The sequence below is a fragment of the Acinetobacter sp. WCHA45 genome (assembly GCF_002165255.2).
In the GTDB taxonomy this organism is placed as follows: domain Bacteria; phylum Pseudomonadota; class Gammaproteobacteria; order Pseudomonadales; family Moraxellaceae; genus Acinetobacter.
Genome location: NZ_CP028561.1, coordinates 214106 through 230562 on the forward strand (window position 1 = coordinate 214106; position 16457 = coordinate 230562).

Annotated in this window: 17 protein-coding genes, 2 tRNA genes and 1 pseudogene; 11 read left to right on the forward strand and 9 right to left on the reverse strand. The window is 40.1% G+C overall.

Going from position 1 to position 16457, the window contains the following annotated elements; genetic code table 11:
- The first annotated feature begins 8 nt into the window (after positions 1-8).
- Both CDG55_RS02230 and CDG55_RS02235 read left to right on the forward strand, forming a co-directional pair.
- On the forward strand, positions 9-401 hold the full coding sequence (locus CDG55_RS02230) for a DUF4870 family protein (RefSeq protein WP_005156704.1): 393 nt from the start codon (positions 9-11) through the stop codon (positions 399-401).
- Between the two features lie 12 nt (positions 402-413).
- Positions 414-725 carry an antibiotic biosynthesis monooxygenase family protein gene (locus CDG55_RS02235; RefSeq protein ID WP_087535941.1) on the forward strand — a complete coding sequence of 104 codons (312 nt, stop codon included), beginning with the start codon at positions 414-416 and terminating at the stop codon, positions 723-725.
- Between the two features lie 17 nt (positions 726-742).
- On the opposite strand, the gene CDG55_RS02240 is transcribed toward CDG55_RS02235, so the two are convergent.
- Entirely contained in the window at positions 743-1675 is a 933-nt protein-coding gene (locus CDG55_RS02240; protein ID WP_416333001.1) for a DMT family transporter, read from the reverse strand.
- 63 nt (positions 1676-1738) lie between these two features.
- Between CDG55_RS02240 and CDG55_RS02245 the strand changes: the two genes are divergently transcribed.
- Positions 1739-2290 carry a helix-turn-helix domain-containing protein gene (locus tag CDG55_RS02245; protein ID WP_087535943.1) on the forward strand — a complete coding sequence of 184 codons (552 nt, stop codon included), beginning with the start codon at positions 1739-1741 and terminating at the stop codon, positions 2288-2290.
- A 43-nt stretch (positions 2291-2333) separates the two neighbouring features.
- On the opposite strand, the gene hisA is transcribed toward CDG55_RS02245, so the two are convergent.
- The 4 genes and pseudogenes from hisA to hisB all read right to left on the reverse strand — a co-directional run bounded on the left by hisA (position 2334) and on the right by hisB (position 4726).
- Positions 2334-3065, reverse strand: a complete 732-nt coding sequence (gene hisA, locus CDG55_RS02250; protein WP_087535944.1) for a 1-(5-phosphoribosyl)-5-[(5-phosphoribosylamino)methylideneamino]imidazole-4-carboxamide isomerase — start codon at positions 3063-3065, stop codon at positions 2334-2336.
- Between the two features lie 66 nt (positions 3066-3131).
- Positions 3132-3362: pseudogene (locus tag CDG55_RS02255) on the reverse strand (3'-5' exonuclease domain-containing protein 2); the annotation flags it as partial.
- A gap of 153 nt (positions 3363-3515) precedes the next feature.
- A complete protein-coding gene (gene hisH / locus CDG55_RS02260; RefSeq protein WP_087535945.1) occupies positions 3516-4133 on the reverse strand; it encodes an imidazole glycerol phosphate synthase subunit HisH in 618 nt (205 codons plus the stop codon).
- A complete protein-coding gene (hisB, locus tag CDG55_RS02265) occupies positions 4133-4726 on the reverse strand; it encodes an imidazoleglycerol-phosphate dehydratase HisB (RefSeq protein WP_087535946.1) in 594 nt (197 codons plus the stop codon). Before hisB ends, hisH begins: the two co-directional genes overlap by 1 nt.
- 104 nt (positions 4727-4830) lie before the next feature.
- On the opposite strand from hisB, the gene CDG55_RS02270 reads away from it, so the two are divergent.
- The 4 genes from CDG55_RS02270 (at position 4831) to CDG55_RS02285 (ending at position 7047) form a co-directional block, all read left to right on the forward strand.
- On the forward strand, positions 4831-5208 hold the full coding sequence (locus CDG55_RS02270; RefSeq protein WP_005156683.1) for a GNAT family N-acetyltransferase: 378 nt from the start codon (positions 4831-4833) through the stop codon (positions 5206-5208).
- 109 nt (positions 5209-5317) lie between these two features.
- Positions 5318-5393: transfer RNA gene (locus tag CDG55_RS02275), tRNA-Phe, on the forward strand.
- A 138-nt stretch (positions 5394-5531) separates the two neighbouring features.
- Positions 5532-5607: transfer RNA gene (locus CDG55_RS02280), tRNA-Phe, on the forward strand.
- Between the two features lie 180 nt (positions 5608-5787).
- Positions 5788-7047, forward strand: coding sequence for an OmpP1/FadL family transporter (locus CDG55_RS02285; RefSeq protein WP_087535947.1), 1260 nt, complete (start codon positions 5788-5790; stop codon positions 7045-7047).
- A 60-nt stretch (positions 7048-7107) separates the two neighbouring features.
- Here the strand turns inward: CDG55_RS02285 and CDG55_RS02290 are convergent, their stop codons facing one another.
- From CDG55_RS02290 to ompR, 3 genes are all read right to left on the reverse strand, one after another.
- Positions 7108-8622: an acetyl-CoA hydrolase/transferase family protein gene (locus CDG55_RS02290; RefSeq protein WP_004660065.1), complete on the reverse strand. Its 1515-nt coding sequence runs from the start codon at positions 8620-8622 to the stop codon at positions 7108-7110.
- 147 nt (positions 8623-8769) lie between these two features.
- Positions 8770-10233: an ATP-binding protein gene (locus tag CDG55_RS02295; RefSeq protein ID WP_087535948.1), complete on the reverse strand. Its 1464-nt coding sequence runs from the start codon at positions 10231-10233 to the stop codon at positions 8770-8772.
- A 17-nt stretch (positions 10234-10250) separates the two neighbouring features.
- The gene (gene ompR, locus CDG55_RS02300) at positions 10251-11015 is read right to left on the reverse strand and encodes a two-component system response regulator OmpR (RefSeq protein ID WP_004657337.1); all 765 of its coding nucleotides are present in this window, start codon (positions 11013-11015) and stop codon (positions 10251-10253) included.
- Between the two features lie 339 nt (positions 11016-11354).
- Between ompR and CDG55_RS02305 the strand changes: the two genes are divergently transcribed.
- The 4 genes from CDG55_RS02305 (at position 11355) to CDG55_RS02320 (ending at position 15324) form a co-directional block, all read left to right on the forward strand.
- The gene (locus tag CDG55_RS02305) at positions 11355-13712 is read left to right on the forward strand and encodes a Tex family protein (RefSeq protein WP_087535949.1); all 2358 of its coding nucleotides are present in this window, start codon (positions 11355-11357) and stop codon (positions 13710-13712) included.
- Between the two features lie 128 nt (positions 13713-13840).
- Positions 13841-14548 (forward strand): AzlC family ABC transporter permease, encoded by a 708-nt coding sequence (locus tag CDG55_RS02310; protein ID WP_087535950.1) that lies wholly within the window; start codon positions 13841-13843, stop codon positions 14546-14548.
- A complete protein-coding gene (locus CDG55_RS02315; protein WP_087535951.1) occupies positions 14545-14862 on the forward strand; it encodes an AzlD domain-containing protein in 318 nt (105 codons plus the stop codon). Before CDG55_RS02310 ends, CDG55_RS02315 begins: the two co-directional genes overlap by 4 nt.
- Before the next feature lie 180 nt (positions 14863-15042).
- A complete protein-coding gene (locus CDG55_RS02320) occupies positions 15043-15324 on the forward strand; it encodes a hypothetical protein (RefSeq protein ID WP_228252564.1) in 282 nt (93 codons plus the stop codon).
- Positions 15325-15380: 56 nt separating this feature from the next.
- Here the strand turns inward: CDG55_RS02320 and CDG55_RS02325 are convergent, their stop codons facing one another.
- A complete protein-coding gene (locus CDG55_RS02325) occupies positions 15381-16268 on the reverse strand; it encodes an SDR family NAD(P)-dependent oxidoreductase (RefSeq protein WP_005156652.1) in 888 nt (295 codons plus the stop codon).
- Positions 16269-16457 lie beyond the last annotated feature (189 nt).

A 16457-nucleotide genomic window follows, 5' to 3' on the forward strand; every position in this document is an offset into this window, starting at 1 on the left:
AAATAAAAATGAATTATTCCGTTGATCAAGATCCAAACCGCACCTTAACTTTGGTTCTCTATGTCCTTTATATCATTGCGATTTTTAGTGGTGGTTTGTTGGCGATTATTGCTTTAATTATTAACTATGTAAAACGTAGTGATGTGCAAGGTTCAATTTTTGAGAGTCATTTTACTTGGCAAATTCGTACCTTTTGGTGGTATTTGGCTTGGAATATCATTGCATTTATCCCATTTTTCTTTCTGTTTTTTACAGGCGATAATGCCAATGCTTTTGCAGGTGTCGCACTCTCAAGTACTATATTTTGTGGTTTCGTGATTTTTGCTGCATGGGTCTGGATTGTTTATCGGGCAATTCGAGGTTTAATTGCATTAAATGATAATAAGCCAATGTATCAATAAATTGGATCAACCATGATTATTGCGCATGTGCATTTAAATATTAAGCCTGATCAATGTGAAGCTTTTGAATTGGCTTTTCAGCAAGCCAAAGAGATTATTTATCCAATGGAAGGTTTGAATGCTGTACAGCTCATTAAACATGTCGAAGACCAGCATCGCTATATTTTGATGGTCTTTTGGGATCGTGTCGAAAATCATACTGAAGGTTTTAGGAAATCTCCTGAATATCAGCAGTGGAAAACATTATTGCACCCATTCTATGAACAGATACCAACGGTTGAATATTATCAGCCACAGATGTTGTTAAAAAAGAAAGCACCATAGATTATAGAAAGGGGGCACTATTTAGCTCTCTTTTTCTTTTCTAATATTTTGAATTTTAATTCACTGACTAAAACACCAAGCACCACTAAACACCCACCGAATAAAGCCAATAATGGTAATCGCTCGCCTGCGACTCTTCCAAATACACCTGCCCAAACAGGTTCACCTGCATAAATAATTGCAGCACGGGTTGGGTCGACCATTCGTTGTGCCCAATTCATTACAAATTGAATCAGTGCACTGGCTAAACCCAAACTAAGCACTAGAATGCTTAATTGCCATGAAAAACTAGGAATATTATGTTCGCCAACCAATGGCATACTGGCAAATGATAAAAATGATGCAACAGCCAATTGAATAACGGTGACTCGTCTTAAATTAACTTTTCCTGCGAAATAACCAATCAAAATAATTTCTAGCGCAATCAAAAAGGCACAAATTAAGGTCAGTGTTTGTCCATAGCTTAAACTGATATTGGAGATGCCATTTCCAGTTAAAAGCACTAATCCAGTAAAAGCGAGTGCAGTTCCTAACCATGTCATCAGAGAAGGTCTTTTTTGGAAAATAACCCACATTAAAATAGGGACAAGAGGCACATACAGTGCGGTTAAAAAGGCAGATTCACTACTTAAAATCGTTTGTAACGCAATGGTTTGGGTGCCATAACCAATCGCAATCACGATACCAATCGCCGTTCCTGCAAGTATTTCTTTTAAAGTTAACCCACGCATTGATTTTATTGAGATTAAAAAAATCGCCAAGGCTGCGATAGCAAAACGACAACCCACAAAAAACATAGGGCTACTAAAATTCAGAGCGTATTGCACCGCTAGAAAAGTTCCACCCCAAATCATGGTAATGAAAATGAGTGCAAATTGAGCTGCTTTGGGAGATTGAGATAAAGATGTCACAACAACAAACCTAAGATGGGAGTGCAATATATTGCACATATTGTATTATTTTAGAGTTTTGTGCAATATATTGCACTTAAATTAATTTGACTACGAATGTAAATGAACCAAGCTGAAACTGTTCTGCAATATGTAGGAAAAAATATTCGTTATTTCCGCGATCAATCACAACTCAGCCAACAAGAATTAGCGGATCGGGCAGGTGTGAGTCGACGGACTATTGCTGCCTTGGAAACAGGACAAGTAAATATTAGTTTAGCCAAGCTAGATGCGATTGCTGCTGTTTTGGCTGTCGATTTTAAAAGACTCGTGAGTAATCCTGAGGTAAGTGAAAACGCAATTGTGAATGCGCTTGCATGGCAAGGAAAAGCTCAAGACAGCCATGCGACACTTTTGGCTGCTGTATCAACACATACCCAAACTGAGTTGTGGAATTGGTCACTTGCGGTAGGAGAGGAATATTGTGCCGATGCAGATCCAATCGGCTGGCGAGAACTCATTTATGTTTTAGAAGGGGAGTTAAGCCTTGAATTTGAAAATGAAACTCGTGTGATTTACGCAGGTCAGTCAATGCTTTTTGAAAGTGATGTGAGCTATCGTTATATTAATCGTGGCACATGCGTATTAAAATTTATTCGTAATGTGTTGTATTAAATAAAAAAGAAGCCATCGAAAAGATAGCTTCTTTTGCATCAGATTACAGGCGATCTTCATCCAGCAATAACTGAGCCTCACGAAGGTTGAGAGTACCTTCATAAATTGCACGACCTGTAATCGCACCTAAAATACCTTGCTGGCCTTTCAGGTTGCGAACATCATCCAGATTGGTCACACCACCTGAAGCGATCACAGGTAAGCCAGAGTATTGTGCTAAATGAACAGTTTGCTCAACGTTAACACCTTGCATCATACCATCACGTGCGATATCGGTATAAACAATGCTTGAAACACCAGCATCTGCAAAACGTTTTGCAAGATCAGTTGCCTTCACGTCAGTTACATTTGCCCAGCCATCTGTCGCAACCATACCATTGATGGCATCAATGCCAACAATGATATGACCTGCAAAGCGTTTGCATGCCTCTTCAACAAATTCAGGTTCTTTTACTGCTTTTGTGCCAATGATGACGAAAGATACGCCTGCTTCCAAATAGTGCTCAATGGTTTCAAGTGAGCGAATACCACCACCAATTTGAATTGGAAGTTCTGGTTGTGCACGTGCAATCGCTTCCACCACAGGTTTGTGAATTGGCGTACCTGCGAAAGCACCATTTAAATCAACTAAATGTAAACGACGTGCGCCTTCATCAACCCAATGTTGTGCAGTTGCGACAGGATCATCAGAGAAAACGGTATCGTCTTCCATACGTCCTTGTTTTAAACGAACACATTTACCATCTTTCAGGTCAATTGCAGGGATGATTAGCATGCTTTCGCTCCTAGCGTCATCATAAAGTTTAAATTGGTTACATATTAACAAAGTATTGATCAATCGCTAAGCCTTGTCTGCTGAACCTTGAAGTATTCTTACTATTTGTTGTTGAATTTGAGGAGGTAGTAACTGCTGATGATATAGGTATTGGTATATCAACAATGCGGCATAAGCATCGGCGGCAGCATAATTGATTTGTTGAGGACTTAGCTGTTTGACAGACCAGTTTGAAGTGCTGATTTTTTTGTTTTTGACAAAATAGCGTTGGAAAAGTAGAGCAATCGCAGTTTTTAAAAGAGTTGTTTGTTGCTACATTTCCATTTTATGAAACTCAAAATTTTTGGTTGAGCTTAAACAGTTTTATGGAAATGAAAAAGCCAAGTGAGAAAACTTGGCTTTTTCATTATGGAAAATCGTTATTCAGCGTATTGCTGCTGTTTGATTGGATTAAATCTTCCATTCCACAAAGTTTTTTAACAACTGCAAACCAGCAATATGACTTTTCTCAGGATGGAATTGGGTCGCGAATAAATTGTCTTTGTGAATCGCCGTACAGAAATTCACGCCATAATCACAGGTTGCCGCCGTAATAGTCGAATCTTTTGGCTCAACATAATAACTATGCACAAAATAGAAACGTGCGTCCTGCTCAATGTTATTCCACATCGGATGACTTGGATCAAGTTGATGTACTTGGTTCCAACCCATGTGCGGAACTTTTAAATTCGGAATTTCAGGGAAGTGTTTGACCACACCCTCAAAAATACCCAAAGCTTCTACGCCACCATTCTCTTCAGAGCTTTGTAGCAATGCTTGCATGCCAACACAAATCGCGAGTACAGGTTTGTTAAAAGCCGCTTGACGAACGACTTCATCAATTCCTGCCTCATGCATGCCTCGCATACAGTCACGCATGGCACCTACGCCAGGAAATACAATTTTATCTGCTTTAGCAATCAGTTTTGGATCATTGGTCACATCGACAATTGCACCCACATGCTCTAAAGCTTTTGCTGCAGAGTGTAAATTACCCATACCATAATCAAGTAAAGCAATACGTGTCATTACAAGCTACCTTTGGTCGAAGCAATGGTATTTTCTGCACGTGGATCAATTTCACATGCCATACGCAATGCGCGAGCCAACGCCTTAAACACACTTTCAATCTGGTGGTGGCTGTTTTTGCCTTTCAGGTTGTCAATATGCAGCGTGATCAGTGCATGGTTGACAAAACCTTGGAAAAACTCAGAGAACAAATCGACATCAAACGTGCCGATACGAGCGCGAGTGAATGGAATATCCATAAATAAACCCGGACGACCAGATAGATCAACAATAACACGAGAAAGTGCTTCATCAAGTGGTGCATAAAAATGCCCATAACGACGTAAGCCTTTTTTATCACCTAAAGCTTGTGCAAATGCTTGCCCCAAGGTGATTCCACAATCTTCAACAGTATGGTGATCATCAATTTCTAAGTCACCATCGCAATGAATATCGATATCAAATAAACCATGACGCTTGATTTGATCAATCATATGGTCTAAAAATGGAACTCCAGTGTTGAGTGTGCCTTGACCCGTACCATCGAGATTGAGACGAACTCGAATTTTGGTTTCGTTGGTGTTTCTTACCACTTCACTGATACGTTGCGTCATGGACACGTTCCTCAAAAAACGTCAAAAATGATAGAATTAAAAACCGATAGTTTCGCTGTGACGAAAAAGTGACAGCATCATAGTTTGCTCAGGAGGGTTTATCAATGCCTATTACCGTACATGCTTACAGTACACTAGATAATCTAGGAATTCGTACTCAGCTCGAGCGACTCTACGATACCAGCCCAGAGTTTGGTGATGGGCAAGATGCAATGGAGCAACTTGCGCAAAATCTACAGCAATATACCACAGTTTATACCGCTGAATTTAACACCAAAATTATAGGTGCAATTTGGGCAACAGGACAAGGTGAAAGCCGTGTTTTAGAATATATTGTCGTACATCCATCCAATCGTGGACGTGGGGTTGCAGAGCGTTTGGTTGAAGAAGTGTGCCGTATCGAAGAGGAACAAGGTGTAAAGCATTTTGAACCAGGTTGTGGGGCAATTCATCGTTGTTTATCGCATTTGGGCAAAATCTAGAATTAAAGTCTAATTGGTTTGCGATTTGCAGTAAAATTAGACGTTTGATAGGAAAATCCACAAATTTGCTTGACGCACGTGTGTAAACATTGTTTAATACGCCCACTTTGGCGCGATAGCTCAGTCGGTAGAGCAACGGATTGAAAATCCGTGTGTCCCCAGTTCGATCCTGGGTCCCGCCACCATAAATTGTATTTTCAATCCCCGATCCCATCGGGGATTTTTTTTACCCAAAATTGATTGCGTGAAAAATGGGCAATCAAATCAAAAGCTCATGATAATTATTGACTATTGAGCTGAGATACGGCTTAATACACCCCATTGGCGCGATAGCTCAGTCGGTAGAGCAACGGATTGAAAATCCGTGTGTCCCCAGTTCGATCCTGGGTCCCGCCACCATATTCAAAAAGCCCTAAACTCAAGTTTAGGGCTCTTTTATGCATGAAGCAAAATGGGATGTGTTTTGATCAAAAAATCTGTTTATGAATAAAAAGAATATGCTTCTCAAATTAACTTAGTTATCTGAATAAAAGAAAAACAATATACTTGTACATATATTATTTTTACTGAAGATAAGTTATGCAAAAGTTGCTTGGGTTTACACTTCCTACATTATTTTTATCCGCTTTATCGTCATCAGTATTCGCGACAACAGGTTATTTTATGCATGGCTATGGGGTAAAGGTGCAGGGAAACGCAGGAGCCTCCATAGCGGCATTTAACGATGCTTTAACGATTGCGAATAATCCTTCTGGATTGGCTTGGTTAGACAGTCGTGTCGATATTGGCGCGACTATATTTAACCCTAAGCGTTCTGCTGAAATTGAGGGGAATTTGGCAGGTGCCAACGGTCATTACAGTGGCAATGGACGTGAATATTTTGTTCTACCTGAATTTGCGGTCAATAAGAAAGTAAATGATACGGTTGCTTTGGGTTTAGCGATTTATGGTAACGGCGGTATGAATACCTCCTACAAGAAAAATCCGTATGCAGCTTTTGGGAATACAGGTGAGGCAGGGGTGGATTTAGCGCAGATTTTTATTTCTCCATCTGTGGCTTGGCGTTATAGCGAAAACCAATCCATCGGTATTGCGACCAACATTCTTTATCAACGATTTGAAGCTAAAGGAATTTCAGGTTTTGCACCATTTTCTGTTGATGGGCAAAAACTGAGTAATAATGGTAAGGATTCTGCTACAGGCATAGGTGTTAAAGTCGGCTGGAGTGCCAAGCTAAATGATGTCGTAACTGTTGGTGCAAATTATTCTTCAAAAATTAAATCGGACAAATTTGATCAATATCGCGGTTTATTTGCTCAAGCAGGAGGTTTTGATGTACCGGAGAGCTACGGCGTAGGAGCCGCTTTTCAATTGACGCCTGCATTAACTGTATTAACCGATATAGCGCGTATTAATTATTCGGATGTAGATTCAGTTGGAAATCCTTTTAGTCTAGCTTCGGTGATGGCGGGTAATGGTTTTGGTTCAGAAAAAGGTCAGGGTTTTGGTTGGAAAGATATCAACGTTTACAGGATTGGTGCGGCATATCAAGTTAGTCCACAAGTGACGATAAGAGCTGGATATAGCCATAATGATCAGCCAATTCCTCAAGATCAAACCTTCTTGAATATTCTTGCACCTGGTGTAATTCAAGATCATCTCAGCGTGGGGGCGACGTGGAATATTGATCGTGCACAGGAGCTTAGTGTTGCATATACCTATGGTTTGAAAGAAACCGTAAAAGGAAGTCAATCTATTCCTTTGAACTTTGGCGGTGGTGAAGCTAATCTTGAAATGGATCAGCATATTTTAGGTGTTTCATATGGTCTGAAATTCTGATCAAAACGAAAAAGGCTGAATCAAATAGATTCAGCCTTTTTCAAGATGTGCAGTAAAAAATTAAGCAGTTTTTGCTAATTTTTCGTTTGCTAACATATGACCTGTTTCTTCGAAGTTCGCATGCCATGACAGTGCTTCACGAAGAATATGAGGTGTATGGCCACCGCGCTCGCAGGCACGATCAAAATAATCATTTAAGGCAGCTTGATAAAGTGGGTGTACGCAGTTGTCAATAATCACACGTGCGCGCTCACGAGGTGCTAAGCCACGTAAATCTGCTAAACCAACTTCAGTTACCAGAATGTCAACATCATGCTCATTATGATCAACGTGGCTTACCATTGGTACGATTGATGAAATATCACCACCTTTTGCGATTGACTTGGTAACAAAGATTGCAAGGTGAGCATTACGTGCAAAATCACCTGAACCGCCGATACCATTCATCATTTTTGTACCGCAAACGTGAGTTGAGTTCACATTGCCATAAATATCAAATTCAAGGGCAGTGTTGATCCCAATAATACCTAAGCGACGCACAATTTCAGGGTGATTTGAAATTTCTTGTGGACGTAAGACTAATTTATCTTTGTAGTGCTCTAGATTGCCAAATACACGCTCGCCACACTGAGCTGAAAGTGTAATTGAGCTACCAGAAGCAAATTTCATTTTACCTGCATCGATCAACTCAAACGTACAGTCTTGAAGTACTTCAGAGTACATCACAAGATCTTCGAAGTTTGAATCTTTCAAACCAGTGAGAACAGCGTTTGCAATAGAACCAATACCCGCTTGTAAAGGACCTAGATTTTTCGCTAAACGACCTGCAGCAACTTCTTTTTCAAAGAAAGCGATAAGGTGATTTGCAATCCCTTGAGTTTCATCGTCAGGCGCAGTCACAGTTGAAGGTGAGTCGGCCGTATTATTAAAAACGATGCCTACGATTTTTGCTGGGTCAATTTGGATTGCAGTTGAACCAATACGATCATCGACTTGAGTTAATGGAAGTGGGGTACGTGTTGGACGATATGTTGGAATATAAATATCGTGTAAGCCCTCAAAGTTTTCGCTCAATGAGGTATTAATTTCAACGATCACTTTTTCAGCAAAAATCGCGAAACTTGCAGAGTTGCCTACAGAGGTTGTCGGTACGATATGACCATCTTCTGTAATCGCAACAGCTTCAATCACAGCAATATCTGGACGTTTAAGCTGTTGATTACGCATTTGCTCAACAGTTTCAGACAAATGTTGGTCGATAAACATTACTTCACCATTATTAATGGCGCGACGTAAAGTATTATCAACTTGGAATGGCATACGACGAGCAAGTACACCTGCTTCCGTCAATTGTTTGTCTAAGTCATTCCCTAGGCTTGCACCCGTAATTAATGTGATTTTTAACGGATTTTTTTTAGCTTGTTCGACCAATGCTTGTGGCACAGCTTTCGCTTCTCCAGCACGAGTAAAACCACTCATACCAACCGTCATATCATTTTCAATAAAGCGAGCAGCCTGTTCAGCGCTCATCACTTTGTCATGTAGGGTAGCAAGGCGAATACGACTTAAAGACATGATCCATTCTCAATATACTTCTTAGTTAGATATGGATTTTAGCGTTAAAACTTGAAAAGGGAATTGGACTACGGCTAAGGTCTAATATGTGAAATGCGTGATACTTTTTCAGAGATAAAAAGAGTTATTTTTCCAGCATGAATTGTTCTAAAAATGTTCAGTTATGCTCTGTTTAATTTTATCAATTGCATTCGTTTGAGATTCTTCAAGATTTTCATGGTTGAGTGGAAGTGAAATCACCACTTCTAAACCGCCTTGCTCTCGGTTGCGGATGTTGATCTGTCCCTGATGAATGTCAACAATACGTTTTACAATGGCTAAGCCGAGGCCACTTCCTTGAATCGTGCGTGCTGAATTACCACGAACAAAGGGTTGCATGAGTTCTTCCACTTGATCGGGTGGAATACCTTCACCATGATCAGCGACGGTAATCAGAATATGATCATCTACATGGCTTGCCGATAATTCAATTGGTTCTGCGCCATAACGTTTGGCGTTGTTGACTAAATTTGCAATCAAACGTTTTAAAGATAGGCTTCGGGCAGGAATGATAGGTAACTGTTGTGCTTCAAAACGAATATCTAAGGGCTTAAATTGTACAGCGACTTCTTGAAGCAATGTATTAATATTGGTTTGTGATAGTTCTTCATCAGATCCATCTCGCATATACGAAATAAATTGATTCAGGATCGCATCCATATCATCTACATCGTAAATTAGACCTTCGCGGAAAAACTCATCTGGGAGCATTTCTGCGGTCAGGCGGATACGCGTCAGTGGCGTACGTAAATCATGTGAAATTCCTGCTAGCATGATTTGTCGATCGCGTTCAGTTTGCTCAAGCGTATATACCATATGGTTGAATGCTTGGTTTACTTGACGTATTTCGAGTGGCCCATGATTGGTATCAAGATAAGGTGCTTTACCAGTTTTACTATAATTGTTGGCAGCATTCTGTAAACGACGTAATGGTCGATTCATTTGTCGGACTAGAATTAAAATAATAATTGAAGAAATAATTGGAACGCCAAATAGCCATGCTGCAATTAGTTCCACGCTGTAGTTAGTATACGTTTTTAGTGGTTCACGCACCCAGTTGCCATGCATTTCAGGCGTTTGAATCCAAATACGTGGTATTGGTTTGAATTTAAAATATACAGTAACGTTATCAGCGTTATCGACTCCTAGTTCTTTCGCAAGTTTGGTTTCGATTTGGTTGGTAAATAACTCGGCTAAGAATTTATCTTCAATTTTTGGAAATTCTTTGGGGTCAGTGATGTATTCAATACCAATACGGTTTTTAAGCCATGTATCGACATCAACTTCTGTATCGCGATGTAAAATACGGATATCTGGATTATTGACTAATTCAAGCTCAATGGCGAGATAACGCGCATGTTGTTGTAATTCTGGTAAATATAAAGTTCGCCAAAAGAACCACAAGGACATAAACAAGCTAAAAACGACCGTGAACAATACCAAGATCGTGGTACGCATGGCCGCAGAACGTGGTTTAATTTTATCTAAAAAACGTTCCCATTTTGTTCGCGGTCTTTCTGAATAAGTCGCGAAATCTGTAAATGCTTGTGGATCAATCGGTTCAAGCTTCAAGGTTGAGTTTCCCGCACTTACTCAGCACCATCTGGAACAAATACGTAACCTACACCCCAAACCGTTTGAATATAACGGGCACGCGCAGGATTATCTTCGATTAAACGACGTAAACGAGAGACTTGGACATCAATCGAGCGCTCCATAGCACCCCATTCACGACCACGTGCCAAATTCATCAATTTATCACGAGTTAAAGGTTCGCGAGGGTGCTGAACCAAAGCTTTTAATACTGCAAATTCACCTGTCGTTAACGTGACCACCTGACCTTCACGCGTTAAAGTGCGTGTAGAAAGGTCGAGCGACCAAGGACCAAAGCTCACCACTTCCACTTGTTGGCTTGGTGCGCCTGGCACTTCACGGACTTGGCGACGTAAAACAGCACGAATTCGCGCTAATAGCTCATTTGGGTTGAATGGTTTTGGTAAATAATCATCTGCACCTGCTTCAAGACCCGCGATGCGGTCAGAATCACTACCACGTGCAGTGAGCATGATAATCGGTGTGTCGATATTAGACTGACGTAAACGACGGCAAATACTTAAACCATCTTCTACTGGGAGCATAAAATCGAGCACGATCAGCGAGAACAATTCACGTTGCAGTAAACGGTCCATTTGGGTTGCATCATGGGCAGTTTTTACCACAAAGCCTTTATCTTCTAAAAAGCGTTGTAATAGGGTACGCAGACGCACATCATCATCGACCACTAAGATGCGTTCGACCCGGTCTGTCTCATGGTGTACAGTTTCCGTCGATTCGGCAGGTACAACTAAACTCATGATGTGCTCCTTTATCGTTTATTGTCATCGTCTTTATGCAATGCGATTGTGAAATATCAATAGACCTTTGAGTATACGATTCATTGCACAGTTTTGGCTATGTTATAAAGCAACAAATATTGCCAATAAAATCAAGAGATAGATACCAAATGTATACAGGTAAAATTATGACAATCGATCTATTTTTCAATATTTAGGCGAAAAATTCTTAGTATTTTATAAGTATTTATCAATTAGCATAATCTACTCTAAAAATATTCAAAAAAACAATAGTGGATTTTATAGTCACGGACTTTATAATCAGTGCTTTTAGACTTAACCCTTGTGGAATCAATCACGATGACTGACTTAGTTCAGCAGTTGGCAAATGAACTTGCCGTACGTCCAAACCAAGTAGAAGCTGCTATTCGTTTAATTGATGAAGGCGCTAGCGTTCCTTTTATTGCACGTTACCGTAAAGAAGTCACGCAGGGCTTAGACGATACGCAATTACGCCAACTCGACACGCGTTTAACTTATCTACGTGATTTATACGAGCGTCGTGAAAAGGTGATTCAATCTTTACAAGAACAAGATAAATTAAGTGATAATTTATTGGCGCGTGTGAATGCAGCAGAAACTAAAAATGCATTAGAAGAAATTTATGCACCGTACCGTCCAAAACGTACCAGTAAATCATTTAAGGCAAAAGAAGCTGGTTTAGGTCCAATAGCTGAAAAAATTATTGCCGATCAAGTTGATCCAACTGAGGCATTGGCAGATTTTAGTCATGAAGATTATCCAGATGTCGAAAGCCAACTTGATGCAATTCAGCACATCTTGATTGATGACTGGGCACAAAATATTGGATTAACTACTGAATTAAAACAAATTTTCTCTAAAACAGCAGTTCTTAAGAGCGCAGTTGCTTCTGAAGAGAAAAAAGAAGTCGGTAAAAAATTCCGTGATTATTTTGAGTTTTCTGAAAACCTAAATAAATTACCTTCGCATCGTTTATTGGCGATGTTACGTGGTCGTCAAGAAAATGTATTGGGTTTAAAAGTAGACGGCGAAGATGATACGCCGTTAGCTCGTATTGAAACTGAATATAATCTTGAACAAATTCAGCCTCAAAGCCGTCAAGATTATTTAAAACAAACTGCAAAATTATTTTGGCTTGGTAAGATTCGTCCGCAAATCGAACATTCGTTATTGACTGATAAGCGCTTAGCTGCTGAAGCTGAAGCAATGGATGTGTTTGCTGAAAATTTACGTCATTTACTCCTTTCTGCACCTGCAGGTGGTCGTACCACTTTAGGTGTTGATCCTGGTATCCGTACAGGCGTAAAGCTTGCGGTTGTGAGTGACGCAGGCAATGTTCTAGCACATAGTACGATTTACCCGTTTGCACCGAAAGAAGATAAACAAGGTTCAATTGCTGAGTTAGCTCGTTTATGCCGAGAGTTCCACGTGGAACTTATTGCGATTGGTAATGGTACAGCAAGTCGTGAAACTGAAGCAGTTGTTGCAGAAATGATGGCTGCCAATGCTGACTTGAAACTGACGCGTATCACCGTCAGTGAAGCAGGTGCATCGGTTTATTCGGCAAGTGAACTTGCTTCTCAAGAATTACCAGAGCTTGATGTTTCAATTCGTGGCGCGGTTTCAATTGCGCGCCGTTTACAAGATCCATTGGCTGAACTTGTGAAGATTGATCCGAAATCCATTGGTGTGGGTCAATATCAGCATGATGTGAATCAAACTGGTTTAGCAAAAACATTAGATGCTGTGGTTGAAGACTGTGTGAATGCAGTTGGCGTAGATGTAAATACCGCATCTCCAGCGATCTTGGCATATATTGCAGGTTTAAACAAAGCGATTGCACAGCAAATCGTTGAATATCGTAAAGAACATGGTCGTTTCGACAACCGTCAAGCCTTGAAAAAAGTGCCACGTTTAGGTGAGCGTACTTTTGAACAATCAGCAGGCTTCTTACGTGTTCAAAATGGTTCTGAGCCATTGGATGCATCAGCGGTTCACCCAGAAAGTTATGGCGTGGTTGAAAAGATTGTTGCAGCAAAAGCCACAACAGTAAAAGACATTATTGGTAATACTGAAATTATCCGCCAAATCAAAGCAGATGAGTTTGTTGATGACAAGTTTGGTTTGCCAACGATTCAAGATATTTTAGCTGAACTTGAAAAGCCTGCACGTGATCCACGTCCAGAGTTTCGTACTGCCAAGTTCCGTGAAGATATTACAGAAGTTGCTCAACTCACTGAAGGCATGCAGCTTGAAGGTGTAGTGACCAATGTGACCAACTTTGGCGCGTTCGTAGATGTGGGTGTACATCAAGATGGTTTAGTGCATATCTCTGAACTTGCAAATGAATTTGTTTCTGATCCACATAAAGTGGTGAAACCAGGTCAAATTGTGCAAGTACGTGTGATGCAAGTTGATGTGGAGCGTAATCGTGTGAACTTAAGTATGCGTGCAGAAGGTTCCGTACCTGCTAAAGCGCCACGCCAACAACAGCGCCCACAGCAAGAACGAACTGAACGTTCAGAGCGTAAGCCTCAAGGTCAACGTCCGCCACGTAAAGAAGGTGACTTTAAGCGTCCACAAAATAACAAGCCAAAAACTGAAAAACCACAAGAGCAAAAAATCGGTGGTTTAGGTGCTTTGTTATTACAAGCAGGGATTAAAGGTTCTAAATAACCTAATTTAATCTACTTACAAAACCTTCCTTCGGGGAGGTTTTTTACATTCAAAATAGATGATTTTTCCGCTTTTTATGTTGAACTTTATTATAATTCCTCAGTTCCCAACGCAAACTTGTTGTTCTTATGTCCCCAGATTCTACTGAAAATCTTTCTTCCCCCCAGCATGCTTTTTTACAAGGAGTGATCAAAATACTGCCGCTATGTTTCGCGGTATTGCCGTGGGGCTTGCTGGCAGGCTCAATGGCGATTCAGGCTGGCCTGACCACTGGGCAAGCCATAGGAATGTCTGCATTGGTTTTTGCTGGTGCAGCGCAGTTGATGACACTGGGTTTAGTTATGGCGGGTACACCTGCACTCACCATTATCATTTCAGTATTTTTGATTACCACACAGCATTATTTGTATGCTCTATATTTTCGTGAAGAAATTGCCAGACTGCCATTAAAACAGCGTTTGTTATTTGGTTTTTTGCTGACTGATGAATTGTTTGCTGTTGGTATTCATAAGCGTGAATATTATATTTATTTTTTGCTTGGGGCTGGCAGTTTTTTCTATTTGGCTTGGGTATTGTGTAGTATTGGCGGTATTGTGTTGGCTTCCTCTCTGCCAAATTTAGATCAATATCATCTCGATTTTTCGATTGTTGCGACATTTATCGCAATCGTAGTTCCATTTATTAAAAACTTAAATACTTTGGTTGGAGTATTGGTTTCGGTTCTTTTAACCGTTGTTTTTCTAAGCTTAGGTTTTAAAAGTGCCGCGATTATGGCGGGTGTGATTGGAATGTTTGCGGCAACCTGCTTACAGAATTTTAGGGAGCGCACAGCATGAGTTGGTTTCTGCTGATTATTCTCGCAATTGTGGTGTTTATGAATCGCTATATTCTACTTGAACCAAATCTGCCTTTGCGTTTACCCAAATGGTTTCAACAATCTTTGCAGTACTCCGCACCGTGTTTACTGACGGCAATTGCGACTCCGATTGTGTTTATGGATGAGCAGGGCATATTTCGTTCAACCCTGCTCAATCCTTATTTTCTGGCCACGATTGTAACCATTGTGATTGCGTATAAGGTTAGACATACCTTGTTGACGATTATTCTGAGTTTGGCGTGTTTTTATGGATTGGTGTTCTGGTTGAATTAGTTAAATTAAAAGATTGGGAGCATATAGATTATGCTCTAAAATGAGAGCAATTCCTGCAACACCAAAACATTATCTGCCTTTGGTGAGCGTAGATGATCTATGCAAAGTGATAGTGCAAGCTGCAACAGATTCAGGTTTAGTGAGCCAGTCCTTATTAGTTGCCCCAGAGCAGAACATTTTTTGTCTGAATTGACGAAAATGATTGCTCAACAATTCAATGTCTCTGCACCGAAACAACATGTGCCGCTGACTATTTTACGATTAATTTCGAATTGGACATGGTTGGCAAATCAATTAGAAATGTCGGCTGAGATGTTAAGTTTTTTGAGGACTGAACAACTGGACTTAGAACCGCTTAAACAATTTAGACAGCGTTGGGATATACAGACAGGGGATTTAGCGGATGCCATTACAAAAACAACAGATTGGATGAAACAAACAACATCCACAAAAATTATTTAAATCATAAAAAACAGCGTATCTAGAGATACGCTGTTTTTAAAATCGGAATCACAAGATTACCAGTGTTCACCTGGGAACAAGCGCGCATAGGCACGTTGTACAAGATTTAATTTCTCTTGCTCACCGATAGATGCTGTAGAGCTTGGGAATAAGTTAAAGCCGATCGACATCAAAATATTATTTACATCCGGTGCAATCGCATAAGTAATTGATGCGAGACGACCTAAGTTGGTTGCGATCTTTTTCGGACGTTTCACAATCGCATAAGCAATCAAGTCTGCTGCTTGTTCAGGAGAAAGCGTCGGTACATATTTATAGATTTTAGTTGGTGCAATCATTGGGGTACGCACTAACGGCATATAAATCGAAGTGATTGCAATTTTGTGTGAGTGAACTTCAGCAGATAAACAACGGCTAAATGCATCCAATGCCGCTTTAGACGCTACATAAGCAGAGAAGCGGGTTGCATTTGCAAGTACACCAATCGAACTGATATTGATGATTTGACCGTCTTTACGTTGCATCATGTGTGGCAAGATATTCAATACCAAACGTACTGCACCGAAGTAATTTAATTGCATTGTACGTTCGAAATCATGGAAACGATCAACAGACTCATGTACAGCACGACGAATTGAACGACCTGCGTTATTCACTAAAATATCGATGTGATCAACAGCAGCTAAAATTTCTTTTGAAACTGCATCAATTGATTCCATGTCGTTAAGGTCACATGGAAAAACAGAAGCTTTTCCACCCTCAGCTTCAATCTCAGCTTTGACTTCATCTAATTTTTCTTTAGTACGAGCAAGCAACAAGACATGAGCGCCAGCTTGAGCAAGATATTTTGAAACTGTTAAACCAATACCACTTGATGCACCAGTAACAATGATTGTTTTACCGTCGACTTTTTGTTGAAAAAGTTTTTTAAGTTTTGCGTTCATGTACGTGTCCTACATTAATCAAGCTGTTGTTTGCATTGCCGTCATGGTTGTGATTAGGCACTGCACTTTATTTTGTATGTATATTAACCGATATTTTTTGTTTGTCTAGTGTAAATGTTTGAAATTTAATATCTTTTTAGAGTAAAAACTCTAAAAAAATAAACCGATATTTTAAAAATGATATTATAT

Excerpts from the sequence above, each read along its gene's own strand:
- CDG55_RS02230 (WP_005156704.1), top strand. The coding sequence starts at position 9 with ATGAATTATTCCGTTGATCAAGATCCAAACCGCACCTTAACTTTGGTT.
- CDG55_RS02235 (WP_087535941.1), top strand. The coding sequence starts at position 414 with ATGATTATTGCGCATGTGCATTTAAATATTAAGCCTGATCAATGTGAA.
- CDG55_RS02240 (WP_416333001.1), bottom strand. The coding sequence starts at position 1,675 with ATGTGCAATATATTGCACTCCCATCTTAGGTTTGTTGTTGTGACATCT.
- CDG55_RS02245 (WP_087535943.1), top strand. The coding sequence starts at position 1,739 with ATGAACCAAGCTGAAACTGTTCTGCAATATGTAGGAAAAAATATTCGT.
- hisA (WP_087535944.1), bottom strand. The coding sequence starts at position 3,065 with ATGCTAATCATCCCTGCAATTGACCTGAAAGATGGTAAATGTGTTCGT.
- hisH (WP_087535945.1), bottom strand. The coding sequence starts at position 4,133 with ATGACACGTATTGCTTTACTTGATTATGGTATGGGTAATTTACACTCT.
- hisB (WP_087535946.1), bottom strand. The coding sequence starts at position 4,726 with ATGACGCAACGTATCAGTGAAGTGGTAAGAAACACCAACGAAACCAAA.
- CDG55_RS02270 (WP_005156683.1), top strand. The coding sequence starts at position 4,831 with ATGCCTATTACCGTACATGCTTACAGTACACTAGATAATCTAGGAATT.
- CDG55_RS02285 (WP_087535947.1), top strand. The coding sequence starts at position 5,788 with ATGCAAAAGTTGCTTGGGTTTACACTTCCTACATTATTTTTATCCGCT.
- CDG55_RS02290 (WP_004660065.1), bottom strand. The coding sequence starts at position 8,622 with ATGTCTTTAAGTCGTATTCGCCTTGCTACCCTACATGACAAAGTGATG.
- ompR (WP_004657337.1), bottom strand. The coding sequence starts at position 11,015 with ATGAGTTTAGTTGTACCTGCCGAATCGACGGAAACTGTACACCATGAG.
- CDG55_RS02305 (WP_087535949.1), top strand. The coding sequence starts at position 11,355 with ATGACTGACTTAGTTCAGCAGTTGGCAAATGAACTTGCCGTACGTCCA.
- CDG55_RS02310 (WP_087535950.1), top strand. The coding sequence starts at position 13,841 with ATGTCCCCAGATTCTACTGAAAATCTTTCTTCCCCCCAGCATGCTTTT.
- CDG55_RS02315 (WP_087535951.1), top strand. The coding sequence starts at position 14,545 with ATGAGTTGGTTTCTGCTGATTATTCTCGCAATTGTGGTGTTTATGAAT.
- CDG55_RS02325 (WP_005156652.1), bottom strand. The coding sequence starts at position 16,268 with ATGAACGCAAAACTTAAAAAACTTTTTCAACAAAAAGTCGACGGTAAA.